Here is a 23683-nt window from a genome sequence, read left to right on the forward strand (position 1 = left end):
TCGTTCCAGAACCCCATTGCGCCAGCCACGGCACCCTCGCGTACCCACAATTGCTGATGCGCAAACTTCTACCATGGGACTTCCCGCGACATAAGCGGCACCACTACTACAAGACGTAGTATCGCGGTATGAGGGTCGGCATCGTGGGAGGCGGAATCGCCGGATTGGCCGCCGCCTTGGCGTTCCGCAGGCTTGGTCATGAAATAGCTGTGTTCGAGCAGGCCACTGCGTTCACCGAAGTGGGTGCTGGCATCGCGGTGCCGCCGAACGCACTCTCATGCTTGCGACTTCTCGGTGTGCCCGACACACTGCCGCGACTGCAGGCCCCGCTGCAACCGGCCACCATCGTCAACCAACATGGCCGCGTCCTCGTGCGCGCGCCGCTAGCCTCGTTGGCCGGGTCGAGACGCGGTGACTTCGTCGTCGCCCATCGCGCCATGCTCATCGAGACGTTGAAGTCCGCACTTCCCGATTGGTGCCTGCACCCCGATTCCCGCGTGACCGGTGTGACCGCGGACGGTGTCATCGAAACTGCCGGCCAACATAAACGGTTCGACCTGGTGGTCGGAGCCGATGGCATCAACAGCGTTGCGCGCAAGAGCCTATGGCCGCCCACAGCCGTGCGCGGTACCGGCATCACGACCTGGCGTTGGATCGTCGACCGTTCTTCCTATGACGGCGTGGTCGGAATTTGGGGCCGCACAGCGGAATTCGGTGTATTGCCGATGCCCGGTTACGGCACATACGCCTACGGTGGCGCACGGCCCGGCCACGCGAACCTGGATTCTTACCTCGACTGGCCCGACCCGTTGCCCGAGTTGATCGCATCCCGGCAGCCTGGCCGGCTCATCAGCGACGAGTTGCGGGAGATGCGTCCGGTGCGCAACCCGACCAAGGGGCGTGTCGTGTTGATCGGCGATGCCGCACACGCACTGCGACCGACGTTCGGACAGGGCGCCGCTCTGGCGCTCGAGGATGCGGTGACGCTGGCGCGCCTCGGCCCACAGCGTTATGCCAAGGCGCGGCGACGCCGCACGACCGCACTGTACTGGTGTTCACGATGGGGCTCGATGATCACGATGCCGACCACCAGCGCCGGAGAAGAGTTGCGCGACAACGGTTTGCGGGTCACACCCAACGGATGGTTCGCTTCGGTGGCAGGATTCGCCAGCCGGTGGAAACCACCCGTCGGGTTCTGATCGCGGTAGGTACTAGACGGCTACCGGCGCCCGGTGCTTGCTGAAGCGCAAGGCTTGGTCGGCGACCTTGCCTTGCCGGATCAGCCGGATGTCAAGCAGGTAGTTCTGCTTGAGCCGCCACGGGGCGTTGGCGCCGGCCTTGGGAAGGGTATCCAGCGCCCGAAGCACGTAGCCGGGCGTGAAATCCATCAGCGGACGCTCTTCGACAGAGTCACCCGGGTGTTCGGGCACAAAGGTGTCAAATCCGTTGTCGTCCATGTAGTTCAGGACGCGACAGAAGTACTCGGAAACCAGGTCAGCCTTAAGGGTCCACGAGGCGTTGGTGTAACCGATGGTGAAAGTCATGTTCGGGATGCCCGACAGCATCATGCCTTTGTATGCCATGGTTGTGGTCAGGTCGACGGGCTCACCGTTGCGGCGGATCGCCGCGCCACCGAACAGGCGCAGGTTCAAACCCGTTGCGGTGATGATGATGTCGGCGTCGAGGTGTTCACCGGACGCCAGCTGAACGCCGGTCTCGGTGAACCGCTCGATCGTGTCGGTGACCACGTCGGCTTGGCCCTTGCGGATGGTCCGGAACAAATCACCATTGGGCGCCAAGCAAAGTCGCTCGTCCCACGGGTTGTAGCGCGGGTTGAAGTGCTTGTTGACGTCATACCCTTCGGGCAGACGGCGCTTGGCCATGGTCAGCAACGTCTTGCGCATGTAGTCCGGGTAGCGGCGCGAGAGCTGGTACTGGAACGTGGAGAATAGGATGGCTTTCCACCGATTGGCGATGTAGGCGAGTTTAGGCGGCAAGTACTTGTTGGCCCTGACGGCGAACGGGTCGATGGCCGGCAGTGAGCCGATGAAGGTGGGTGACCGCTGCAGCATGGTCACATGGCCGGCACCCGTCTTGACCAGCGCCGGGATCAGAGTCACCGCGGTGGCGCCGGACCCGATGACCACGACCTTCTTGCCCGCGTAGTCCAGGTCCTCCGGCCAGTGCTGCGGGTGGATGATCGGGCCCTTGAAGTCCTCCGAGCCGAGGAACGTCGGCGAGTAGCCCTCGTCGTAGTTGTAGTAGCCGCTGGCCGCGAACAGGTACGAGCTGGTCAGCTTGATGGTCTCGTCGCCCTTGTCGACCGTCACGGTCCAGCGGTTGTCGGCGTCGGACCACTCAGCAGCCGTCACGGTGTGCGCCGTGCGGATGTGCTTGTCGATACCGAATTCGGCGGCGGTCTCCTTGATGTAGGCCAGAATGTCCGGCCCGTCGGCAATCGCCTTTTCCGACGTCCACGGCTTGAAGCGGAAGCCGAGGGTGTACATGTCGGAGTCCGACCGGATGCCGGGGTATTTGAACAGGTCCCAGGTGCCGCCGATGTTCTCCCGGCGCTCCAGGATGGCGTAACTCTTGGAGGGGCAGCGCTCCTGTAGGTGCCACGCGGCGCTGATGCCGGAGATGCCGGCGCCCACAATCAACACGTCGAGGTGTTCGGTCATGAGCGTCACGGTATCAACATGGTGTTGAGTCAGTCAACGGGGTGTTGAAAAACTCGACATCGAGTAAAGTTAATCGCGTGACCACGACTGGCCCCGTCCGCTCCACCCGCGGTCGACGCTCCACCCGCCCCTCGGGCGACGACCGCGAATTGGCAATCCTGGCGACCGCCGAGCGCTTGCTCGAACAGCGGCCCTATGCCGAGATTTCGGTCGATGACCTGGCGAAAGGCGCTGGCTTGTCGCGCCCGACGTTCTACTTCTACTTCCCATCGAAGGACGCGGTGCTGACCGCGCTGATCGATCGCGTGATCAGTGAAGCCGACCGAAGCGCCGATGCGGCACTGGGCGGTCGAGACGCCGGCGTGGACCCCGCCCGGGTGTGGCGTTCCATCAGCGCGTTGTTCGCGACGTTCGGCGCCCACCGCCCCGTCACCCTGGCCGGCGCCACGGCGCGCGCCAGCGTGCCTGAGATTGCCGCCCGGTGGTCGACCTTCATGGAGAAGTGGATCGATTACACCGCCGAGTCGATCGAGTCGGAGCGCGACCGGGGCGCGGCACCGAACACCATTCCCGCCCGCGACCTGGCGATCTCACTGAACCTGATGAACGAGCGCACGATGTTTGCCGCCTTCGCCGACGAACCGTCGGCGGTGCCCGCCGAACGGACCGTCGATACCTTGGCACACATCTGGGTGAGCAGCATCTACGGCTCCGGGCACTGACCCGATTACCCGGCCTGCTGGACGATCTGAATCAGGTTGCCGCAGGTGTCGTCGAACACCGCCACGACGACCTGACCCAGATCCGTGGGCTGCTGGCTGAACTCCACGCCTAGCGCACTCAGTCGCTCGAACTCGGCGCGAACGTCGTCGACAGCGAATGCGGTGAACGGAATGCCATCTGACACCAAAGCTTCCTTGAACGGCTTCACCGCTGGATGCTCATCGGGTTCCAAGACGAGTTCGGTGCCGTCGGGCGCTTGCGGCGACACGACAGTGATCCACCGATGCCTGCCCATTGGCACGTCCACTTTTTTCTGGAAGCCGAGCTTTTCGGTGTAGAACCGCAGCGCTTTGTCCTGATCGTCGACCAGCACGCTGGCCAAAGTGATTCTCATGGTGATCCTTCCCGTGAGTCGGCACCCTCGCCCCGGGCGCGCCCGGCGTCCTTCTCCAGCCACCGCTCGACGATGGGTTCCAGCGGCGTCGTATTGATGTAGTGCAACTTGTATCGCCCCTCGCGGCGGGTTTCGACCAGACCGGCGCCCTCGAGTACATCGAGGTGTTGGGAGATCGCCTGCCGCGACGAGCCGAGCCCATGCTTGGTGGTCAACCGCGCGCAGATCTCGAAGAGCGTCTGGCCATTTCGGTCGGTCAGCTCATCGAGAATGGCGCGGCGGGTGGGGTCGGCCAAGGCTTTGAAGACGTCACCCACGCCCGGCAACAATAGGCAAGTGATGACTTGCCTGTCAATGGTCAGGCGCTTTAGTGGGCGGGCACAAAAGGCGGCGCCGCAGTGTTGCGCTACGCACGCAGTAGAGACAGGGAGAAGCGGGTGAAGATTCGATTCGGAGTGGGGTTGGGCGCTGAAACCGACCCGGGGCAGCTCGCCGGCATCGTCGACCACTTGGAGGGCAGCGGGGTGGACTCGCTGTGGTTCTCAGAACTGGTCTACTCCCCCGCGGTGGATCCCACTGTCGGCATGGCTTACGCGCTGGGCCGGACCACCCGCCTGAAGGTCGGCACGTCAGTGGCGGTGCTGCCCGGCCGTCATCCGGTACTGGTGGCCAAACAATTAGCGTCGCTGGCGGCCGTCGCACCCAAGCGAGTGCTCCCGGTCTTCGGATTGCGTTCGGCCATTCCGGCCGAGCGCGAGGTATTCGTCGTTCCGGATGGAGAACGAGCGGCGGTCTTCGATGAGTCCCTGCGCATACTGCGCGCAACGCTTTCGGACGATGCGGCCAACTACAACGGCAAATACTTTACGGTCACCGAGGCAGCCGTCGCACCCAAACCCGCGGCGCCGCTGGATATTTGGGTGGGCGGATCGGCGCCGGCGGCGTTCCGGCGGATCGGCAGGCTGGGCGATGGCTGGTTGGGCAGCTTCCTTACCCCCAGCGAGGCGCGGGCCGGACGAGAAGCGATCGAACAATCCGCCGCGCAAGCCGACCGAGCGATCGAACCCGATCATTTCGGGATCTCTCTGGCCGTCGCCGACGGTGAGCTGCCGGCAGAGCTGGCCGCAGCGGTTCGTCGGCGCCGCCCAGACGTCGATCCCGGCGAGTTGGTCGCCGCCAGCTGGGAACAGCTGCACCGTCAGATCGACGGGTACCTCGACGCCGGCTTGACAAAATTCGTAATCCGGCCGGCCGGTAAAGGGCCGCATGATGCGTTCATCGATCGGTTCGTGTCCGAGCTCACCGTGCGACAGAATTGAAGGTCATGCGGCGGAGTCGGTTACGCGGGAACCGGGTCCACCAAGCTGTGGTAGATGTCGATGATCTTGTCGGTCTGCAGCGATTGCCGCGCAGTGTCGCGGTGTGTGGTGACGATGTCGGTCATCTGCCTCAACTTGGCGCGGTCCTCGACGAGCACCCGGATCGCGGCGGCCAGGGCGTCCGGCGTGGGATTGGCGCTGAGAAGACCGCCGCCGTCTGGGACCGTTTCGCTCAGGGCCGGGTCGCAATAGATCGTCGGCAGCGACATGGCGGCCGCCTCTAACAGGACGAGCCCCTGGGTGTCGAAGTCATATGACGTGAACAGCAGAGCTCCGCTTGATCGCATGGCGACCAGGCATTGCTCTCGATCGACTCTGCCGCGCAGGCGAACTCGGCCGGATAGTCCGGCGGACTCGATGAATTTGCGAATCGCAGGTTCCAGATGACCGTCACCGTAGATATCGAGGGTGCAGTGATCAACCTTAGCGACAGCTTCGACTGCGGCGAGAACTCGCTTCTCCGAAGACAACCGCCCGCACCAGATCAGTCGCAGCGGCTCGTCGTCAGCCGCCCCGAGCACCTCGATTGCGGTGGCCCGGTCGATGATGTCATCGTCAACGCCGTTGGAGATGGCTGATATTGGTCGGCTTACCCCGCGCCGGGCCAACGACTCCGCGAAGTGTCTGGTCGGTGTGATTTCGTGGTCCACCGCCTGCGCGTGCGCCACCATCAGTCGCCACGCCAGTCGGGATGCGGCCCCTTCCTTGGCGGGTAAGAGATTGAAGTCCGGCGGCAGGTGTCGCTTTTGCATCTGAGCGAAGAGCACTGCCAGCGGCAAGGGTGTAGCGGTGGCCTGCTCGAAATACACGTCGAATCGCGTGTGCTTGGTTTGGACGACAGGTATGCCGTGCCGGCGAGCGGCTATTACGCCCGCGATCGCTACGCCGAGATCGCCGTGGGTGTGCACGAGGTCGATTGGCCCGCGGTTGCGAAACGCCTCGTCGATGATCGCGCGGTTGCGCTTGGACGGCCATACGAACATGAAGTCGTCATGCCGGCCGAGCCGACGCATCACCGGGGCCAGCACCGGTACCGGCTTTAACTCGACCACGCCGGGGTCGGGGTCAACCGATTTGGGCAGCGGTGCGGTGAACACCGTGACTTGGTGCCCGCGCTGCTCGAGCGCGCGACGTTGAGTGGCTACCGATACCTGCGTGCCCCCGAGGCTGTCGGGGTGGAGATCGGTGAATAGTGCGACATGCATCCAGAACCTCTCGACAAGTCGGTGAAGCTGCCCTTCGGGCAAGTGAGCGACGACTACGACCCTCCCCGTCTGCCACCACGGCAACCGCAAAGGCAGGAAGTCAAGTAGTCGTCCGCCCATGCTACGGGGAGTCGCGCCGAGAAGACGAAACGATCAGACCGAGAGAAACACTGGGCCGGCAGGAATCCGTGGTGCAGGGTAGTGGTTCCGCGGGTGTGGCTGAGTGGCTAGGCAGCGGCCTGCAAAGCCGTCCACACGGGTTCGAATCCCGTCACTCGCTCGCGCGAGCAGACGCAAAGTCGCACGAAAACACGAGAGATCGTGCGATTTTGCGTCTGCTCGCGGGAGGTTGTCGCGGGGTTACTGACCCGAAACCGCTTGGACGAGAGCTGACTCTGAGTCGGCGGACAGCATCCAGTTCCCATTCTGATTGACGAAGTTGAGGTTCTTCGTGATGGGCGCGGGCAACTTGGGACCGGAGACGGCGACATCGGCGCTGGCCCGGTTCGGACCGGCCGGCTGAATGTTGGAGACGTTGAACGACAGCGGCAGTTCCCCGTTCCGGTATGCCTTTCTCAGCTCGTGGTCAACGACGTGCCCCTCGCCCGAACCGATGCCGCCCTCGACCAGGCCTTCCTTCGTCCGATACGAGACGCCGGGATCGGCCAGGTTATTGAGAAGACCGGTCAACTGGTCGGCGGTCGGCAGTCCTGGCGCCGGAGCCGGCGCCGGGGGCGGGGGCGGGTCTTGTGGCAGCGGAGCGCCGACCGCGACCAGCGCGACCGCGGGCGCGCCGGCAGCCGACAGGTCGGATGCTGCGGACACAATCCCAGTCGCAGCGGCACCGATAACGGCCAGCGCTGCCGCGTTGAGGGCAACGGATCTCACGGTTTTCACGGCTCTCCCTGGGGTGCGCATGGAAGTGTCGGCTCAAACTAAGCCGCCATGCGCCGGGATCACCGACGCGACACCTGAGAAATACCTGCCAATTTCCTACGGTGTGCCTGCGTCAGTTCCGATATTCCGCTACCCGGGTCGCGTACTGGTCGAGGAGCCGCAGCGAATCGTCAGGCGATTTGGTGGGCAATAGGAGCGCCAAATGGTCGAAGCCAAGCTCTTCGGCCGCGCGCCAGTAGTCGTGATCGTTGGGTGTCCCGAACATCCACAACGGCACCTCGCGCCCGGCGGCGTCACGCAACTGGTTGACACGTCGGGTGAGTTGATCGAGCGGCAGCGGGTTGGATATCCAGCCGGCGTCATGCCGGACCACCCGCTTCACCGTGGCGTCAGAGTTGCCACCGATCAAGATCGGCGGATGCGGCTCTTGTACTGGCTTGGGCCGGCTGTACGACGGGGGAAAGTCCACAAATTTGCCGTGGTACTCCGCGGGCTCAGTGGTCCAAAGCGCCTTGATGGCCTCGATGCGTTCGTCCAGCAGCGCACCGCGCGTCTTCGGGTCGGTGCCGTGGTCGCGTAGTTCCTCGATGTTCCATCCGGCGCCGACGCCGAACACGAACCGGCCACCGGAGATCAGATCGATGCTCGCGGCTTCCTTGGCGGTGATGATCGGGTCGCGCTGAATCAGCAGCGCGATACCGGTGACCAATTCGATCTTGGACGTCACGGCTGCGGCTGCGGCCAGCGTGACGAACGGGTCCAAAGTGCGGTAATAGATCTTCGGCAGTTCGCCGCCTAGCGGATACGGCGACTCGCGGCTGGCCGGGATGTGCGTGTGTTCGGCGACTGCCAACGACTCGAAGCCGCGCTCCTCGATCGCCCGCGCCAACGACACCGTGTCGATGCTGTCGTCGTTGACGAACGTGGAGATACCGAATTTCATCGCCCTACCCCTGTCTGTCGGCTTCGCAGGACCAGACAACCAGAACTGACCGATTATTCCCTCGAAGGATCATGTTGCGTGCGAACCAGTTACACGCTGCGAGTCAGCACCTAGTCTGGTGCGCCGACAACGCCTGAGACGTTGACGTCTCGCCAGATCGCAATTTCGTCGATCCACTGCGGCTCCCGGCCGAACAGGTCGTTGAAGAACGTCACCATCGCCGGCCATCCGTCCATTGGTCCGACGATGACGTGGCGCACCTGTGCGTCGCGCAGATTAGCCGCGACCTGCGCCCGCACCTCACCCCGCGCCAGAACGGCACCTTTGTCCTCTTGAATCGCCAGCATGATCTTGGCGAGCCGCGTCAGCGGTGGCCCGGCACCCGTGCGGCCACCCGGGTGCGGCATGTAGGCGTAGGCCTCGGGCATCCGCAGTCCGTAATGGGCCTCGGCCGCCCACAACATCGGCGCGGCCTGCACGCCGGACAGGAAATACGGTGCCACCAAGACTATTTCGTCGGATCCAATATGGTGGCTGGCCCACGTGCGAAAGAACGCCGGTGTATAGGAGGGCTGGCGCTGCAGCGGAGCGGGAAGAATGAAGACAAGTACCGCCAGGACGGTAAGCAGCCATCGTGCCCCTTGTTTCGCGGCCAGGTGAGTCGCCCGCTCAACGACGATCGCGACAAGCACGGCGACGGCCAGCCAGACGAATAACGTAAAGCGTCCTGGCAGAAGGTGTTTCAACAACGGTAGCTTGGTGAACGGCAGCCACGGCAGCGGGACAGATAGAGCCGTATTGCCGACGTGCAGCCGGGGCCCGAAGGATAGTACGAGAAGCACCACTCCCGTGATGCTGGCGACGCGCACCCGCAGGTCGCCCCACTGGCGAACGGCGACAATTATCAGCAGGACGAGTAACGGCACGCCAAGGTAGGCCGTCGCCTCGTGATAGAGGCCGCTGAACTCGCGCGAGACCCGCGTGGCCGCGTCGGGGGAAATCACTTGGTAAGGCGTCGGAAGCACGACGTTCAGCAGATCGGTCGAGAAGGTCACCGGTTCTTGGACCTCTCCGCTGATCCGCTGCGGCCCGAAGAACTGGACGGCAAGTGGCCAGGCCATGAGGAGCAGGAAGGTGATCAAGGCGACGGCTAGCGCTGGGACCAACCGGGCGGCTCCACTGCGGCACCGCTCCCGCAGTTGCCCGTTACGGCGCGCCAGGGCCAGCACGCAGACCAGCACGCCAGCCGCTATGACGCTGATGGCGAGCACCTCCGCGGTGATCAAAAACTGCGCGGCGCTGAGGATTCCGAGCGCCAACCCGGACTGCCACGCCGGTCGCGTCCGAGTAACCAGGAGTTCGTCGAGCACCAGCAGAAACAGCGGCGGCACCCACGCAGTGGTGAGGTTCAGATGCAGTGCCGCGTGGGAGGCGACGTACGGCGAGAAGGCGTAGACCGCGCCCCCGACCATTGCGCCGAGACCGTCACCGGTCCAGCGCCGGACGGCGAGCCACGTGGTGAATCCGCTGAGCGCGACGCCGAGGACCAGTAGAACGTTGAACCCGAAGATCGGTCCGCCGATCTTGGCCGGCAGCCAGCCGAGCAGACCCAGAAGCGTCATCGGGGTGTTCCACATCAGGTTGACGCCGTCGGGCGCACCGATCTGCGTGGTGAAGAACGGGTCGAGGCCATGGGCGAGCGCGTGGGGGGTCCAGCCGAGGTACCAGATCGTCTGCTGCTGATCACAGCAATTGCCGGCCCAGCCGGAGGTCGGATCGTCCCAGGCGCCGATTGTCAGGACGAAAGCTCCGAGCAGGTAGAGCAGGAACGCCGTCACTCCCCCACGGCACCCGCCGGTCCAGCGCTGCAGCGTGGCGATGGGCCGTGCCGGCACTGACCCTCCTTGCGCCAAGCCTGACGCGACGGTCAGGGCATCTTGATGACCGACACGTACATTTCCAGAACCGGCCGGTAAAGGTCCACATCGTCGAGTTGGCTGACCAATTCGACCGACCCCGTGGTGGCCATCAGAACGTGGGCGAGCGTCATGGGAGGGACCAGCAGGGTGCCACCGAGCCGGTCGATGCCCTCAACGATGAACTTGCTCAACGCCTCGACGACCTCCGAGCGCTTTGCGGCCACGCGTTCGCGCGCGTCGGGGTTACGAAGTAGGTAGAGGGTGAACTCGTGCCCAAGTGCGGCGTGTTCGGCGCCCCGGTTACGGCCCAACTGGCGCCAACGCTCGGCGATGTTTTCCAGTTCGCGCGCCCCGATCTGGGTTGCCGTGGACATCACCTCGACAAAGTTGTCGAAATAACTGCGCCAGTACCGGTCGCTCACCGCCAAAAACAGGTCTTCCTTGGTGGCGAAGTGCTTGTAGATGGCGCCTTTCGTGTAGCCCGCGGTATGCGCGATGTCGTCGAGAGAAGCCGCCATGAAGCCCTTTTCGGCGAACACCTCCTCGGCGGCATCCAAAAGCAGCGAACGGGTGTGCTCGAGGCGCCGCTCGCGAGTCCATCGCTCGACCATGCCCAGATTGTGTCACAGAATCTGAGATATCTCTTGGTCATTTAGATACCCGTTGGTATATTACGAGCGGCTGCACTCACGGGCGACACCGTCCGAGTCAACTCTGGCCGCGTCGGGGGTCGACGAAACGCCATGCGGCGGAGCAGGATTCAGAAGGAGACGAGGCCATGAGCAGACCGTCGAGCACAAAGAACGGCGGCTCGACCGTCACCGAGCCGCTAGGCAAAACGGCCTCACTGCCGGCCGACGCCTTCGTGCAAACCAGGCCGCCCCGATTTTTCGGCGACTGGGTCGACACTGAGGAAAGCCAGCGCCTTCTGCAGTACCAGCGGCGGGGGCTCGACGAGCAACTGGCAGACATGAGGAAAGACTTCGGTGCGCTGGTGCCGTTGATCCGTCTGGTGCGTCCGCTGGCGGCGTGGTTCGTGACGCGGAGCTCGGCGTATGTCAAGGAGAACCGGCGGGTGGGCAGCGGATAGCCGAGTGCCCGCGGCGTCGCCGCGGGGCTCGAGGTGCAACTCTTCGCCGAAGTGGGTAAGGAATACAGCGTTACGACGGTGCTTGGTGCGTCGCTGCTAACGGCTAGGAGGGTAGTTGCCCACAGAGGTGCAAGAAGAGTCCCGCGTTGACCAATTGTCACGTGAGCCCGAGCAGCACAGCTTGTCGGGCACAGACGAGTCCCGAACTCGACATTATCCAACGAAGCTTCTGCAATCCGATGCGGTTATTGCGCTAGCCATTGCCTTGGCATGGCAAGGATTCATGACGATTCTTGGCACCATACTGTTACCGGATGGGTCGGGCGGTCTGGGCCACACCATTCTGTGGGACGCGCAGTGGTACTTGAACATCGTGCGAGAGCAATATCTTTTCAATCCGGCGTCTCCCGCCTTCTATCCCCTGTTTCCCCTTATTGTCGGAACGCTTTCAGCGGTAACATTTCACAGCATTCCATACGCCCACCTAGGGTTCTTGGTCAATACCGTGTCCCTTGCGTTTGCCGTTGCAGCGCTTATGCGGATCTCCCGGATTTTCGGGTTGCGAAACTTTCGCTACGTCACGGTAGCGTTGTTCCTGGCAGCGCCGGCCGCGGTGTTCATGCACCTTTTCTATACCGAGGCCGTCTTTGTTGCTTTGGGGTTCTGGGCGTACGCGCTCGCGCTGCAGCGACGGTGGCTACTCATGGGCATCACGCTGGGATTCCTCACGGCCACGCGGCTACCCGCCGTACTCTTCGTCGGACTATGCGGACTGGAATACCTGCGCGCTTGCGGGTGGAGTGCCAAGAAGGCTTTCAATCGCGACTTGGCCGCTTTCATCGTGGCGCCCATGGGTTTCTTGCTGTACGGACTCTATTTGTTGGCCGTGCGCGGCGACTTCTTCGCGATGTTCAATGCCTACAAGTCGACGCGCGCATGGGGCTACCTTTCCTTTGAACCGAACTTTCTCTACTCTATCTTCAGATGCGGGTCCGAGACGGTTCGAGCCGTCGTCGGTCTACGGCGATTCGATAATGACATCACAGTCAACTACGCCATCCCCCTTTTCTGCCTCATCGTCTTATTCGCTTGCTCAACATATCTGCTGTACTCTTACCGAGGCAAAGGAGTACCTCTTGGAATATTCGGTTTGTGTTCCATCGTGTTCTTCACCGTGAACAATAGTTTCGTAGCGGTGCACCGGTATTCACTGCCATGTCTTAGTATCTATCTCGTCTTAGCCCTGGTATACGCGAATTACCGACGACTACGGGCAATGGTGCTAGGTGTCGGCGTAGCAATGCTTGTTGCGCAGGCCACGCTGATTCACTTGCTCTTCGTGACGAAGGACTTTGCCGGCTGATTCGCCAATCACACCGGCGAAACCATACCAACGCCTTCAATTATCGAGTCATTGATGACCAGGTCGTAGTTTGCTTTGTCGGATCGATCCACCCACTCGGACGCTGCGGCCGAAGCTTTTCCGGTGGCAATATGTCTCGCGACGAGGCGCTGGCGGCAGACATTCCAGTCGACGTCGAGAAACCAGGGTTGGTCCACGTACGCCGAGACCTCCCGCCAAGGGCCACATCCGAGCAGTAGGTAATTGCCCTCGAGCACAACAATATTCGTCTCGGGAGTTATCGCAATGCTGGCCGCGACGGGCTCGTGGAGGTCCCTGCGGTAGTCCGGTACATACACCGTCTGCGGGCCAGGTTTCCGAATGCGAGCCAGGGCGGCCAGGAATCCGTCTACATCGAACGTTTCGCGTGCGCCTTTGATGGGGGCAATACCCTTTGCCCTCAGTTGCCGGTTCGACAGGTGAAAGCCATCCATCGGCATGACCACCGCGGAATGGTGCTCACCGGCATTAATCTCGTCGACAAGAACGCTTGCCAGAGTCGATTTTCCTGATCCCGGTGGCCCGGCCAACCCGATAATTATCCGCTCATGAGCGCGGCTTTCGATTTCCACCATGAGCGCAGACATGATCGTGCTAGCCGCGTTCGTGGTCATAATGCTTACTCTAGGTGGGCTTTCGGCGCGGCTTCCTGCGTTTCCGGGCGGCATGGTCAAGGCAGCGGGAGGCCGGACACGGGCTAGTATTGCGCGGACCACACGCCGACGGACCGCACGGAGGGTTGCCGTGCCGCAAGCCGAGCAATCCGCCTCGCGCAGCGGCCGCCGCCGGCCACTCATCATGTGCGTCGTAGCGCTCCTCTTGACCGGCGTCAGCCTCGCTCACAAGCTCTCCTGCACGACGCTTCAGACGGGCCCCGACGGTGTCCCAGTACCGTGGCTGACCCGGGTGAGCCGAACAGGGTGCTACTCGGACACCGTCACGCTCTACGGAAACCGCGACCTGGCCGCGCACGTGTTTCCCTACATCCACAGCTGGTACACCACCGACCCACCCGCCTTGCATGGCGGTGCGATCGAGTATCCGACGCTGACCGGCCTCTGGGCGTGGGCGACGGCGTTGCCGAACTCGACGGTGCAGGGATTCCTGGTGACGACGGCGCTCTCATTCGTGCCCGCTGTTGTCGTCGCGACGTTGTGCCTCGAGCGGATCTCAGGCCGACGCGCATGGATCTGGGCAGGCACTCCCCCGCTCACGCTCTACGGCCTCTACAACTGGGACGTCCTGCCGGCCGCTGCCACCGCGGTGGGACTGGCTGTGGGGCTTGGCTTTCCGCGCGGCTGGTCGCCGACGACGCGGGCGGCGGTGGTCGGTGCCGCATTCGGCGTCGGTGGCGCACTGAAGCTGTATCCTGTTGCCTTCCTGGCGCCACTGGTGCTGGCCATCCTCCTCGATCGCAATCAGGGTCACTCCACGACACGGTGGCGCGGCGCAGGCGCCGCGGTCGGAGCGGCCGCGGCAGTTCTGCTTGTCGCCAACGTTCCATTCATCGTTGCGAACCGGGCCGGCTGGCTGTCGGTGTTCCGGTTCCAGGCGGAACGACCGATCGATGTGACCACCTTGTCGATCTGGTGGAACGGGGCGGGCCGGCTGCTCGATCCCGATTCCAGTGGCCAGCACCTTCTCCATGTCGCGGCGGCCGTAAGCACCACGATCGGCGTACTGGCCGTTCTAGGAGCGGGCACGGTCATCGGCCACAGAACGGGCACGGTGCCGTGGGTACAGACCGCGGCAGCGATGCTCTGCGTCTACCTGTTGCTCAACAAGGTGCACTCACTTCAGTACGTGATCTGGCTGTTGCCGTTTTTCGCCGCCATCCGGATAAGAAGCGGCTGGGTCGTCGCCTACCTGCTCGCCGATCTTGCGGCATTCATCGGCTGGCATCGGACGAATTACTACCACTCCCTTGGCAATCCGAAGTTCACGTGGGCCGACCTAGCGCTTAACTGTGGCGTTTGGGGCCGCGCGGTCCTACTCCTCATACTCGCGGTGGTCTTCCTCCGTTCCCGAACGGTGGCGTCAGCACAGCCGGCGAACAACACCGCGCTGAAGCCGGTCGAAGACGCTACGAACTGACCGGCCGGTTTCTACCTCGGCGAGGGGCGCCGCCGCTAAGGTGCGGTGAATGCTGCATCTACGGGTCATTGCGCCCAGCGAGTCGAGCGAATCGGTACTCGAAGTCCTTCGCCGTGAAGCCGGGGCGACCCATATCGTCGTGCACCGCGAAGCGGCGCTGGAACCGCGCGGTGATGAGATCACCGCCGACATAGCCCGGGAGAGCGCCAACGACGTCATCCAGCAACTCAAGTCACTCGGGATAAAGCGGCAGGGAGCAATCACCCTCGACGTGGTCGACACCGTCGTCTCTACAGCCGCATATCGCGCCGAAGAAGAGGCGGAAGGAGATCCCGCAGACGCTGTCGTCTGGGACGAGTTGGCCGAGAGAACCCGCGAAGAGTCCACGCTCAACTTCACCTTTCTGACCTTTCTGACACTGGCCTGTCTGATCGCGGCGGTCGGCGTCGTAACCGATTCCCCGGTGACGGTGGTCGGCGCGATGGTGGTGGGCCCAGAGTTCGGACCGCTCGCCGCACTCGGGGTAGCGATCGTGCGGCGCCGCGGTTACCTCGCGCGCCGGGCGGCGCTGGCGTTAGTGGTCGGTTTCCCGGTAGCCATGGCTGTCACGGCGATCGGCGTGCTCGCCGGTGAGGCGGTGGGTTGGATCAAGCTAGGAACCATCAGACAGCTGCAACAGGTGGATTTCATCTTCCAGGTCGGCCCGCTGTCGTTCGTGGTCGCCCTGTTCGCCGGCGCGGCGGGCATGCTGTCGCTGGTTTCGGCGAAATCGGCTGCGCTGGTTGGTGTTTTCATATCGGTGACCACCGTCCCGGCCGCAGGGTTTGCCGTGGTCGCCGCGACCGTTGGCGATTGGCAAGTCGCCCAACAGTCGGCAGCACAACTCGGCGTGAATCTTGCGGGGATCGTGTTGGCCGGGGTGCTTGTGCTCTCGGTCCATCTTCGGACCAGTTCGCGGCGTCGAGCCGCCAGGGGTTGACGCCGGCCCTCGGGACGGGCCGGCCTAGTCGCGAAGCTGATGCAGCCTCACCGTAGCCCGGCAACATCAACCGTAAGCTGTCGTGTGCCTCGACGTCGGTCTCTCTCGACAGGCGCAAACTGTGAATAGTTGCCATAATGAGCCACCAACTAACAAAGGAGTGGTTGATGGCCGGAAAAGGGTCGGGATCTCTGACGTCACGACAGGGCGGCTCGGACTGTCCTAAGCGGTTGCTATGGGTCACCGCGATATTGACTGGCGTAGCAATGTATTGCGGCGCTGGCGCCGCTCAGACGCTGGCCGGTGATCCGATTTCACGCACCGCGACACCCGAAGACCCTTGCCTGTTGAACCACACTTGCGGGGAAGAAACTCCTGGCGCCGTAGAAGAGTTGGAATCGTATTGCAACACGATGAAAGACAGAGGGATTTTCTGGATACCGGAGTGCGCCCGTTTCAATTAGCCGTCCGCGTGGCGGGCCGGAGTAACCCGGCTATCGCGATGAACGACGGCTGCGCGCGTCGCCGGTAGATTTCGGCTATGCCGTCGAGTGTTGAGAACCTCTTGCAAGCTGCCCAACTCAATTGGGCAGGAGTGGTTCCATGGCGTAGCAAGGTGCCACTCGACGGACCTGGCGTCTACGTTGTCTCCTTGACTCAATCGCCTGATGCCGTTGTGTCACAGCCCGTTTGCCCAATGTCGACTACAGCGGTGCAGGAATTGCTCGATGCACGTCACGAACTCTTGCTTGACGGTCAACGACCCAGCCGCGACCAACTCGCCGAACGTATCGCGTCAATGTGGTTGCCCGACGAAACGGTCTTGTATGTCGGTTTAGCGGGGACGTCGGTCGCTGAGCGCGTGCGGCAGTACTACAACACGCCGCTTGGCGCTCGTAAGCCACACGCCGGAGGTTGGCCGCTGAAGACCCTGGTGGATCTGGACGAAGTATGGGTGCACTACGCGGCCTGCGCGTCGGTCGACGTCGCTGAACGGACAATGCTCGACGCCTTCCTGGACGGCGTTTCCGCTTCGGCGCGTGCGACTGCTTGTGATCCCGAACTGCCGCTGCCGTTCGCTAATCTGACCGTCCCGCGTGGTGCTCGAAAGCGGCATGGCATCAGCGGCGCGCGCGAGTCACGAACACCTCGATCGCGCTGAGTCACAACGGTCCTTCCTGACGCGCCGTCACGACTAATTCACTTCTTGCGGTGGGCGGCAATGACATCAGCATTTGCCCGCGCCTGCGCCTCAGCGGCCAGCGTCGAAGCCGCGTTGGCATGGGCGATCGCTTCTGCGGCGTTGGTTGCTTGCTTATCGTGCGCTGCCGCCAAGTACCGTTTCGCTTCTTCGAGTCGGGTTTTAGCCTCTGCCCCGACATCCTTGCCGTGCCTGGTCACATAGTCGGAGATTTGGTGCAGTCTGGCGTCCGCCCTGGACATTGCCCGGTCGAGCGGGAGATCGCTCCCTTCGATGTTGACGTCACCACGTCTTGGCGCGCGGTGTCGGCGGCGGGTCAGGACGAGAAGGATTCCGATCGCGAGCAGCAAGACGGCGATGATGGCGGCAATCGCGATTGGCAGCCAAGTCCGTGGCGACTTGCTTGCCGACCTGTCCAAAGCATCAGCCACAGCGATAGCGGCGCCGCTCCAGTCTTTTGCGGCCAACGCTGGTTCGATTTGATTGCGTTGCAGCGTGTTCAGGTCATCCGCTGGTAGCCCTTTCGGCAGGGTGAACGTGTACGACTTGGTGTTCGTCGCCACGGCCAGCAGCGCGTCGTGGTCGCCCATTCCGCTTGCGCTGCGAGTTTGGTCGGCCCAGTTCTCAGGTTTGAACCGGGAGAAGTTGTCGACGTAGGCGATCCACAGTTGGATATGCCGATCACGGCTGAGTCTGTCGATCGCCGAACTGACGGTCGCTCTTTGGGAGTCTGTCAGGACGTTACTGCTGTCAGTGATGTGCTGGGTGAGCTTCGACGGCGGTTGTGCGGCGACTGGGATAGCCAGCAGCAACGCCGTTGCCAGGGTCGTCAGAAGCGCACCGAGTTTGCGAGCAATCCGCATAGGGCAATTTACCCCGGCGCACATGCTCTTGTAGAGGCCGAGCAGTGTTAGCGTCAGGAGCGTGACCCTCAAAGACATTCCCCTGACCACGCTTGACGGCCAACCAGCCACGCTGGCCGAATTGTCGCACGGCGCAACGCTTGTCGTGAACGTCGCCTCCAGGTGCGGACTCACCCCGCAATACACGGCATTGGAGAAACTCGCCAAGGACTATGGCGACCGGGGCCTGACGGTTATCGGCGTCCCGTGCAATCAGTTCATGGGCCAGGAGCCCGGCACGGCAGAAGAGATCCGAACGTTCTGCTCGACGACATACGGGGTGACGTTCCCGTTGCTGGCGAAGACCGACGTCAACGGGGAGGACCGCCATCCGCTCTACGCCGAGCTGACCAAGGCGGTCGACTCCGACGGCAAGGCCGGCGACATTCAGTGGAACTTCGAGAAGTTTCTCATCGCGCCCGACGGTCAGGTGGTCAACCGGTTCCGGCCGAGGACGGAACCAGACGCGCCCGAGGTTATCGACGCCATCGAGGCCGTGCTGGCGGGCTGACCCCTACGGAGTAAGCAACCTGACAAGCTCCGCGGCCGGACGCACGTCGGTGATCCGCCCAACGTTCGCGCCTGCGTAGAGCGGACGCGCATCGACCAGCTCGGCAGGCGCGTCATCGGAGGGTGGTTGGGCAATCGCATACGGCAACCACGGGGGCACTTGTGCTGCGACAAAACGGGTTTGGGCTGAGTCCGGCATCGCGTTGGCGAGGTGGGAGGTTATGCGGTTAACAAAACGAATCCAGCGCGGCCCCCGAGGGTCGCTCGCTAACCAACGCCGAGTCGCATTGTTCGGGACCACCCGGTGCGGCGCGTCAGGCCACCCCAGCCCGAAAAATTCGGTCAGCACCGTCTCATTGGCCTCCATGCAACGCTTCTTGTACTCCGGATGCGCGCGACACTCTTCGCTGAGTAGAAAGCGAGTCCCGACTACGGCGGCAGCCGCACCGGCGTCCAGCGCGTCTCGCACGCCTTGGACGTCCACGATTCCGCCTGCGACCAAGATAGGGATGGTCACCGCCTTGCGCACTTGTTCGAGCAACTCCAGCGCCGGAGTCGTCCCGCGAACGTGACCCCCAGCCTCAACACCCTGCGCTATCACACCATCGGCACCAGCAACCGCCGCCGCTTTCGCCTCGTCGACCGACCCGCATTGGTGAATCCAAGTGTTCGGAGTAAGCCGACGAGGAGCGCCCCAAAACGTCACAACCACATCAGCGTCAGCGGCCGCTTCCACATCGCCACGACGCACGAACGGAAGCAACAGGTTGACCGCGATTGGTCGCCCAGTCAGCCTCCGTGCGGCAGCGACTTCTGCTGCGATCGGCGCACGCGCGCCGGCGATCGTCCCGAGAGCACCTGCCTCCGACACCGCCGCCGCGAGTTCATGTCCCGCAACGGTGCCCATGCCGGCCTGAACGACCGGCACGTCCAAACAGCGCAGATCAAAGATGGCGGCCACTGACTACAGGCTACCCACGAGAGGTCTGGGGCAGATGCTAGCGAACCGGCACAGTGATCGACGACGTGTTGTACCCGCTCACCCGTACCCAATCCGCCATCGAATTCGGGGCTGATCCCCGGAGTTCAATGGTTTCTCCGGGGAAGACGGTCACGTAGTTGTCGTCGTACTCGACGGGTAGAACCTCGTCCCCGTCGCGCGTCGACATGATCTCGGCCCGTTCGAAGAATGCGACGTTGTGCGTGGGGTTGTGCAGCCGGATGACCACCCCCCCAGGAGTCGCTTCTCGACGGGCCGTGACGTCCAGGGGCACGCGGGCCATGTAGTTCAGGGCGGTCATGTCCGCCCAGCTCGCTTGCATCGAGTCGAACGCCCGATCGTTGTCCGGATCACCCACGTCGTCGGGCTGTTGCGATTGCCAATAGACGTTTTCGGCGACGACCTCCCCGTTGGGTCGAGCCAGGTCACAGCGAACAAAGAAGACGGGTGATTGTGCCAGGCCGCGCGGTAGCGTCATGGCGTCGACAGTCCCGCCGGCGGGAACGCTGACGCGATCCGAGGTTCCGTCGGCCTGCAGATTGCCCTGCAGGTCATACACACGGACCCGAACACGAAGATCATGTTCTTCACGTTGGGATTGATTGACGACGCTGATGCGGGCCGTGTCGCCGTTGCCGCTGGCGTAGGAGTCGAATACCACCGAAAGCGGCCGAAGCCCTTTCTTGGCTCCGAAATATGCGCCGCCGGGACGCAGGTAGTAGTCGAAGAGCTGCCCGAAGAAGGATGGCCAATGACTGTTCAGCATCCAGTAGATCGTCATCTTGTGGCTATCCCATCCTCCGGCGGCGAAGGACTCAAATTGTGCGCGGGTGGCCTCGTATTGAGCCAATTGTGCTTTGGCAGCGAATATCTCGGCGCTGTCGGAGGTTCCGTAGCGCATGCCGATGGAACGCTGCGCACTAAGCAAGGCGGCGTTCTTGTATTGGGCGCCCGCGTGGAATGACCAGGTGTCGTTGATCGGCCATAACTTGTCGGGCGGGATGAATCTTCTCAGGCTGGCGAACGGGGGGATCTGTTCGTTGTTGCCTTGTTCGGCCGATGCTCCCCAGGTTGCTCCGTAGCGGCGGCTGAACCAGTAGGTGGGCGGTCGCCAGGTATAGGGGCCCGCCATGTCGATTCCGTCCCATTGCGAAACGCCGTCGTTGTCCCGCGTCTGACGGGACGCGGTATCGACGGTGGCGTTCTGCCAGTGCAATTCGTCGAGGATGGAACGGTACTGGGTGCGGATGGCCGGCGGTGGCAACCCGTCACTGCCATTCGCCCAGACGAACGCCGACGCGTGGGCCTGAAGCGTTTGAATCTGCGAGCGCTCGCTGTCCATCGCCACCCGGTGATCTTCGGGGCTCCACTGCTCCCATTTCTCCCACTGGTTGCAGCACATCCAGCCGGCCATCAGCGGTATTCCGAGCTCGTCGGCTTCCTCAATGAGGTGTTCGCTGGCGAGCTTGCCTTCGAGCCGGAGCATGTTGAGCCCCAAGTCTTTTGCGTAGCGCAGGATTGCGGTTTCCCGGTCCGGGTCGTACTTGTAGAGCAGATCGGGCGTGTACGCCGCGCCGCGCACCGGAAACTTTCTGCCGTTGACTTCCAGGTAGAAATCTCCGCCGTCGCCGGAGAACGCTTCATCACGATGCTGCGTAACGGTGCGGATGCCGAACCGGAGTTCGCGGGTGTCGCTGAGCTGGTGGTCGACGCGGAGTTCCAACCGCAGGTTGTGTAGATCGGGCTGTCCCATGGTGTACGGCCACCACAGATCCGGGTGCTGGAATGTCAACTGTTCGAATTGATCTGGGGTGAAAGCGATCTGTGTGTTCTCGCCCGGCGCAAGAACCACTGGTTGCTCGACGTACATTGTGGCGTTGTCCGAACGGGTGATTGTGGCGCGGAGAACGCCGTGTGCGCGTTCGGCGGAGTGGTTGTGCACGTCGGCGCGGATCGTCAACCGCGCGCTGTCGGTGCGCGGTAGCGGCAGTTCCGAATTGACGGTTGCCGAGCCGATTTCGATAGCGCCCAGCGCTTTCAAGTACACGGGCTTGAAGATGCCGGCGTTGCGGTCGGGAACGAATGACGTGCCTCGCCGATCCGGATCGCCGTTGGGCGGCGGAAGACCGAGGTAATCCCAATTGATCCAGTCGTTCCAGCTGTCGGCCAGCTCGACACCGTCGACATCTTGAAGCGCGCGCTCCGGTGTCACCTTTACCGCCAGAACGTTTGGCTGTCCGGGCCGAATCAGGGTTGTCACGTCGAACTGGTGCTCGGCGTACATGCCAACGACCTGGTTGTGGTCGGCGATCAGGCGTCCGTTGAGCCAGATGTCAGCGCGATAGTTGATGCCCGGGAAGCCGAGCACGTAGGTCTTTCGGCCCTCCGGGGCGGTGAATTCGGTGCGGTACCACCAATCGTGTTGATAGAGATCCTGGGGCACGCGGTCGCGGAGATTCTCCCCCACATACAGATCTCGGTAGACACCGTTTTCTCGCAGTACCTCCAACACGGTGGCCGGCATTCGGCGAACCCTGTACCAGGCAGCGGCGTCGTAGTGCGGCTGAGAGACGACGTCGCCGTCCACCGACATCTTCGCCGCCGACGACAGCGTCCAATTGTCTGTCAGCTCAACGTTCTCCGGAGGAGCGGTCCTGTTACGAGTGGTCGCGGGCGTATGCGCCGCCGCGCACAACGAGAGACACGACACGGCCAGCATGATGAAGATCTTGACGGCGACCTTCGACATGTTTCCCGATTCCTCGACTTGAGCGTTCGGCCCATCATGCCGTTGGGCTTCGGCGGTGGCAACACGGCCCCACTCGGTGCGAAACGAAGCACACGAGCGGCGGCTCAGCCGATCGCGTCGGATTTACCGCCATCACGCCTCAATCAGTTCCCGATCGGTGGCCGTGGATGGCCAGTCAGCGGAGGGAACGGGCCCTCGCCGGCTTCCGGCACAACCTGCTCGTCATCCTTCGACTCGGTCTCGTCGGGTGTGGAGTCGGGCGCATCATCGTCGCCGTGTCGGCTCATTGCTGCCTCCTTTTTCTTCGCGGTCCGAGACCAATACCCGCGTTCGATCACTGGAACCCAAGAAAGGGCAATTGCCGGGTGACGGGATCGCGCAGGAGACGATGCGCCACGCGGTGGAGGCTTTAGCCTACTTGGGTGAGTTGCATAGACTGCGTCACGCGCGGTGGCCTCCCGCCGGACCCGCATATCGGGCGCGTGATGGCCGATTCGTCTTTGCCCTCGAGGGTGATCGGGTCCCAGCTGGCGTAGCTGGAGTATGCCCCAGGAACCCGCGTGCCCTCCGGACAGAAGGCGTCGGAGTGCCAAACGAGTGTCCACTGCCCGTTGAACAGCCGCGCCTCCCCGAATGCCGGCCCACCCGGGCTGTTGGCTACGGAGGCGCATCCGTCTCCGCATGGAGTGAAATACCAATCACTGGTCGTGGTCTCACCGGATTGTGAGGTCACCGTCGAGGTGTAGTGACCGCTCATGGTCGGGTCCGCCCACGCGGTACCAGCCGATCCGACAGCCCACCATCCGGCGAGTGCGGCGACGCACAGAATGCCTCGCGGAACGGTCATGATCTGGTGTCCTCCCTGTCAGCGGCCTCTGTTACCTCCTAGATTTGCTATAGCACAAAGTCGCACCAGATGGGCCTTTCCGTTTTCGGCGGCGCCGAGTTGCCACCACGGGGTGATGACCTGGCGGGGCCCCGACGGGGCTCGGTTCACCTGCACTGAACTCGCAGCCAGCCCGACCGAATCGCGTCGGCCAATGTCCAGACTGAAGCACCCAGCAGGACAATGTCTTTGAGAAGGAACTCCGCAAGCAACGTAATCGCCGGGAAACCACCGCCTGCCGGTTCGCTGATGCCTGGCGTGGTGAACAAGAAACTGATGGTCGCGATGAACAGCAAGACCGATAACAGGCTCCCGAGCGCTGAAAGCTTCGGAGCGACTGGCTTTACTGCCAGGAGTATTGCGGCACTCACCTCCATCATGCCAAGCAGTACGGAGAAGGTGTACTCGGGAAAGATTGTGTAAAGCCAGCCCATGAAAGGACTGTGCGCAACTAGTGGGGCGATCTGGTGAGCCTCGTAGTGGGCGAATTTCAGAAGCCCGATCCAGCCGATGACGATGACGAGTCCGTATCGGAGCAGCGCCGCGGCGATGGTGTCGGCCGAGGGTAACGCGCGCGTGGCAGTGCGGCCGAGACCCGCTTTGGCAGCGGTCGCGTCAACGTGGTCGGTCATGATGGCTCCTTTACGAGGTTGGTTGTTGCCCGTCGGATGTTGTCGGCCTGCGCCGCCTTCCCTAGTGCTGGACGCGATGCTGACCGACCTGTCTTGA

The 23683-nt window shown here is 63.0% G+C and carries 24 protein-coding genes and 1 tRNA gene; 10 read left to right on the forward strand and 15 right to left on the reverse strand.

Annotated features, from left to right (window positions below; all coding sequences use genetic code 11):
• Window positions 1-128: 128 nt before the first annotated feature.
• The gene (locus A9W95_RS04660; RefSeq protein ID WP_067409442.1) at window positions 129-1199 is read left to right on the forward strand and encodes an FAD-dependent monooxygenase; all 1071 of its coding nucleotides are present in this window, start codon (window positions 129-131) and stop codon (window positions 1197-1199) included.
• 12 nt (window positions 1200-1211) lie between these two features.
• On the opposite strand, the gene A9W95_RS04665 is transcribed toward A9W95_RS04660, so the two are convergent.
• Window positions 1212-2681 (reverse strand): NAD(P)/FAD-dependent oxidoreductase, encoded by a 1470-nt coding sequence (locus tag A9W95_RS04665; protein ID WP_067409443.1) that lies wholly within the window; start codon window positions 2679-2681, stop codon window positions 1212-1214.
• Between the two features lie 77 nt (window positions 2682-2758).
• Here A9W95_RS04665 and A9W95_RS04670 point away from each other — a divergent pair, with 77 nt between their 5' ends.
• Window positions 2759-3403, forward strand: a complete 645-nt coding sequence (locus A9W95_RS04670; protein WP_067409444.1) for a TetR/AcrR family transcriptional regulator — start codon at window positions 2759-2761, stop codon at window positions 3401-3403.
• A 5-nt stretch (window positions 3404-3408) separates the two neighbouring features.
• Here the strand turns inward: A9W95_RS04670 and A9W95_RS04675 are convergent, their stop codons facing one another.
• Both A9W95_RS04675 and A9W95_RS04680 read right to left on the reverse strand, forming a co-directional pair.
• Window positions 3409-3798, reverse strand: coding sequence for a VOC family protein (locus tag A9W95_RS04675; protein WP_067409445.1), 390 nt, complete (start codon window positions 3796-3798; stop codon window positions 3409-3411).
• On the reverse strand, window positions 3795-4115 hold the full coding sequence (locus tag A9W95_RS04680) for a helix-turn-helix transcriptional regulator (RefSeq protein WP_067409446.1): 321 nt from the start codon (window positions 4113-4115) through the stop codon (window positions 3795-3797). The genes A9W95_RS04675 and A9W95_RS04680 overlap by 4 nt, the downstream gene beginning before the upstream one ends.
• 120 nt (window positions 4116-4235) lie before the next feature.
• Between A9W95_RS04680 and A9W95_RS04685 the strand changes: the two genes are divergently transcribed.
• On the forward strand, window positions 4236-5117 hold the full coding sequence (locus A9W95_RS04685; protein WP_067409447.1) for a TIGR03854 family LLM class F420-dependent oxidoreductase: 882 nt from the start codon (window positions 4236-4238) through the stop codon (window positions 5115-5117).
• A 20-nt stretch (window positions 5118-5137) separates the two neighbouring features.
• Here A9W95_RS04685 and A9W95_RS04690 read toward each other — a convergent pair whose 3' ends face one another.
• A complete protein-coding gene (locus tag A9W95_RS04690) occupies window positions 5138-6382 on the reverse strand; it encodes a glycosyltransferase (protein WP_067409448.1) in 1245 nt (414 codons plus the stop codon).
• Between the two features lie 209 nt (window positions 6383-6591).
• On the opposite strand from A9W95_RS04690, the gene A9W95_RS04695 reads away from it, so the two are divergent.
• Window positions 6592-6662: transfer RNA gene (locus tag A9W95_RS04695), tRNA-Cys, on the forward strand.
• An 80-nt stretch (window positions 6663-6742) separates the two neighbouring features.
• Here A9W95_RS04695 and A9W95_RS04700 read toward each other — a convergent pair.
• The 4 genes from A9W95_RS04700 to A9W95_RS04715 all read right to left on the reverse strand — a co-directional run bounded on the left by A9W95_RS04700 (window position 6743) and on the right by A9W95_RS04715 (window position 10752).
• Window positions 6743-7279: a hypothetical protein gene (locus tag A9W95_RS04700; protein WP_067409449.1), complete on the reverse strand. Its 537-nt coding sequence runs from the start codon at window positions 7277-7279 to the stop codon at window positions 6743-6745.
• 112 nt (window positions 7280-7391) lie between these two features.
• Complete coding sequence (locus A9W95_RS04705) at window positions 7392-8222, reverse strand: LLM class F420-dependent oxidoreductase (protein WP_067409450.1); 831 nt, start codon at window positions 8220-8222, stop codon at window positions 7392-7394.
• Window positions 8223-8332: 110 nt separating this feature from the next.
• A complete protein-coding gene (locus A9W95_RS04710; RefSeq protein WP_156746006.1) occupies window positions 8333-10117 on the reverse strand; it encodes a hypothetical protein in 1785 nt (594 codons plus the stop codon).
• Between the two features lie 32 nt (window positions 10118-10149).
• Complete coding sequence (locus A9W95_RS04715; protein ID WP_067409452.1) at window positions 10150-10752, reverse strand: TetR/AcrR family transcriptional regulator; 603 nt, start codon at window positions 10750-10752, stop codon at window positions 10150-10152.
• Window positions 10753-10919: 167 nt separating this feature from the next.
• On the opposite strand from A9W95_RS04715, the gene A9W95_RS04720 reads away from it, so the two are divergent.
• Window positions 10920-11231, forward strand: coding sequence for a hypothetical protein (locus A9W95_RS04720; protein WP_067409453.1), 312 nt, complete (start codon window positions 10920-10922; stop codon window positions 11229-11231).
• Between the two features lie 115 nt (window positions 11232-11346).
• A complete protein-coding gene (locus tag A9W95_RS04725) occupies window positions 11347-12594 on the forward strand; it encodes a hypothetical protein (protein WP_156746007.1) in 1248 nt (415 codons plus the stop codon).
• A gap of 8 nt (window positions 12595-12602) precedes the next feature.
• Here A9W95_RS04725 and A9W95_RS04730 read toward each other — a convergent pair whose 3' ends face one another.
• Complete coding sequence (locus A9W95_RS04730; RefSeq protein WP_216638132.1) at window positions 12603-13247, reverse strand: nucleoside/nucleotide kinase family protein; 645 nt, start codon at window positions 13245-13247, stop codon at window positions 12603-12605.
• Window positions 13248-13539: 292 nt separating this feature from the next.
• On the opposite strand from A9W95_RS04730, the gene A9W95_RS04735 reads away from it, so the two are divergent.
• From A9W95_RS04735 to A9W95_RS04745, 3 genes are all read left to right on the forward strand, one after another.
• Entirely contained in the window at window positions 13540-14727 is a 1188-nt protein-coding gene (locus tag A9W95_RS04735; protein ID WP_172826558.1) for a hypothetical protein, read from the forward strand.
• A gap of 49 nt (window positions 14728-14776) precedes the next feature.
• Window positions 14777-15706 (forward strand): DUF389 domain-containing protein, encoded by a 930-nt coding sequence (locus tag A9W95_RS04740; RefSeq protein ID WP_067409456.1) that lies wholly within the window; start codon window positions 14777-14779, stop codon window positions 15704-15706.
• Between the two features lie 697 nt (window positions 15707-16403).
• Entirely contained in the window at window positions 16404-16868 is a 465-nt protein-coding gene (locus A9W95_RS04745; protein ID WP_253851557.1) for a hypothetical protein, read from the forward strand.
• A gap of 38 nt (window positions 16869-16906) precedes the next feature.
• Here the strand turns inward: A9W95_RS04745 and A9W95_RS04750 are convergent, their stop codons facing one another.
• On the reverse strand, window positions 16907-17770 hold the full coding sequence (locus A9W95_RS04750) for a YgcG family protein (protein ID WP_067409458.1): 864 nt from the start codon (window positions 17768-17770) through the stop codon (window positions 16907-16909).
• A 61-nt stretch (window positions 17771-17831) separates the two neighbouring features.
• Here A9W95_RS04750 and A9W95_RS04755 point away from each other — a divergent pair, with 61 nt between their 5' ends.
• Complete coding sequence (locus A9W95_RS04755; RefSeq protein ID WP_067409459.1) at window positions 17832-18320, forward strand: glutathione peroxidase; 489 nt, start codon at window positions 17832-17834, stop codon at window positions 18318-18320.
• A gap of 3 nt (window positions 18321-18323) precedes the next feature.
• Here the strand turns inward: A9W95_RS04755 and A9W95_RS04760 are convergent, their stop codons facing one another.
• The 5 genes from A9W95_RS04760 to A9W95_RS04770 form a co-directional block, all read right to left on the reverse strand.
• On the reverse strand, window positions 18324-19280 hold the full coding sequence (locus A9W95_RS04760) for a nitronate monooxygenase family protein (protein ID WP_156746009.1): 957 nt from the start codon (window positions 19278-19280) through the stop codon (window positions 18324-18326).
• A 37-nt stretch (window positions 19281-19317) separates the two neighbouring features.
• Window positions 19318-22068, reverse strand: a complete 2751-nt coding sequence (locus A9W95_RS04765; RefSeq protein WP_082982901.1) for a glycoside hydrolase — start codon at window positions 22066-22068, stop codon at window positions 19318-19320.
• A 143-nt stretch (window positions 22069-22211) separates the two neighbouring features.
• The gene (locus A9W95_RS26695) at window positions 22212-22355 is read right to left on the reverse strand and encodes a hypothetical protein (protein ID WP_156746010.1); all 144 of its coding nucleotides are present in this window, start codon (window positions 22353-22355) and stop codon (window positions 22212-22214) included.
• A gap of 122 nt (window positions 22356-22477) precedes the next feature.
• Window positions 22478-22915, reverse strand: a complete 438-nt coding sequence (locus A9W95_RS26700) for a hypothetical protein (RefSeq protein WP_156746011.1) — start codon at window positions 22913-22915, stop codon at window positions 22478-22480.
• A 146-nt stretch (window positions 22916-23061) separates the two neighbouring features.
• Window positions 23062-23586, reverse strand: a complete 525-nt coding sequence (locus tag A9W95_RS04770; RefSeq protein WP_082982902.1) for a YkgB family protein — start codon at window positions 23584-23586, stop codon at window positions 23062-23064.
• Window positions 23587-23683: the final 97 nt, after the last annotated feature.

This window comes from Mycobacterium sp. 1423905.2 (assembly GCF_001673155.1).
Taxonomy (GTDB): domain Bacteria; phylum Actinomycetota; class Actinomycetes; order Mycobacteriales; family Mycobacteriaceae; genus Mycobacterium.

Coding starts and splice junctions, on each gene's coding strand:
- A9W95_RS04660 (WP_067409442.1), top strand. CDS start 129: ATGAGGGTCGGCATCGTGGGAGGCGGAATCGCCGGATTGGCCGCCGCC.
- A9W95_RS04665 (WP_067409443.1), bottom strand. CDS start 2,681: ATGACCGAACACCTCGACGTGTTGATTGTGGGCGCCGGCATCTCCGGC.
- A9W95_RS04675 (WP_067409445.1), bottom strand. CDS start 3,798: ATGAGAATCACTTTGGCCAGCGTGCTGGTCGACGATCAGGACAAAGCG.
- A9W95_RS04690 (WP_067409448.1), bottom strand. CDS start 6,382: ATGCATGTCGCACTATTCACCGATCTCCACCCCGACAGCCTCGGGGGC.
- A9W95_RS04705 (WP_067409450.1), bottom strand. CDS start 8,222: ATGAAATTCGGTATCTCCACGTTCGTCAACGACGACAGCATCGACACG.
- A9W95_RS04715 (WP_067409452.1), bottom strand. CDS start 10,752: ATGGTCGAGCGATGGACTCGCGAGCGGCGCCTCGAGCACACCCGTTCG.
- A9W95_RS04720 (WP_067409453.1), top strand. CDS start 10,920: ATGAGCAGACCGTCGAGCACAAAGAACGGCGGCTCGACCGTCACCGAG.
- A9W95_RS04730 (WP_216638132.1), bottom strand. CDS start 13,247: ATGACCACGAACGCGGCTAGCACGATCATGTCTGCGCTCATGGTGGAA.
- A9W95_RS04740 (WP_067409456.1), top strand. CDS start 14,777: ATGCTGCATCTACGGGTCATTGCGCCCAGCGAGTCGAGCGAATCGGTA.
- A9W95_RS04745 (WP_253851557.1), top strand. CDS start 16,404: ATGTCGACTACAGCGGTGCAGGAATTGCTCGATGCACGTCACGAACTC.
- A9W95_RS04750 (WP_067409458.1), bottom strand. CDS start 17,770: ATGCGGATTGCTCGCAAACTCGGTGCGCTTCTGACGACCCTGGCAACG.
- A9W95_RS04765 (WP_082982901.1), bottom strand. CDS start 22,068: ATGTCGAAGGTCGCCGTCAAGATCTTCATCATGCTGGCCGTGTCGTGT.
- A9W95_RS26695 (WP_156746010.1), bottom strand. CDS start 22,355: ATGAGCCGACACGGCGACGATGATGCGCCCGACTCCACACCCGACGAG.
- A9W95_RS26700 (WP_156746011.1), bottom strand. CDS start 22,915: ATGACCGTTCCGCGAGGCATTCTGTGCGTCGCCGCACTCGCCGGATGG.
- A9W95_RS04770 (WP_082982902.1), bottom strand. CDS start 23,586: ATGACCGACCACGTTGACGCGACCGCTGCCAAAGCGGGTCTCGGCCGC.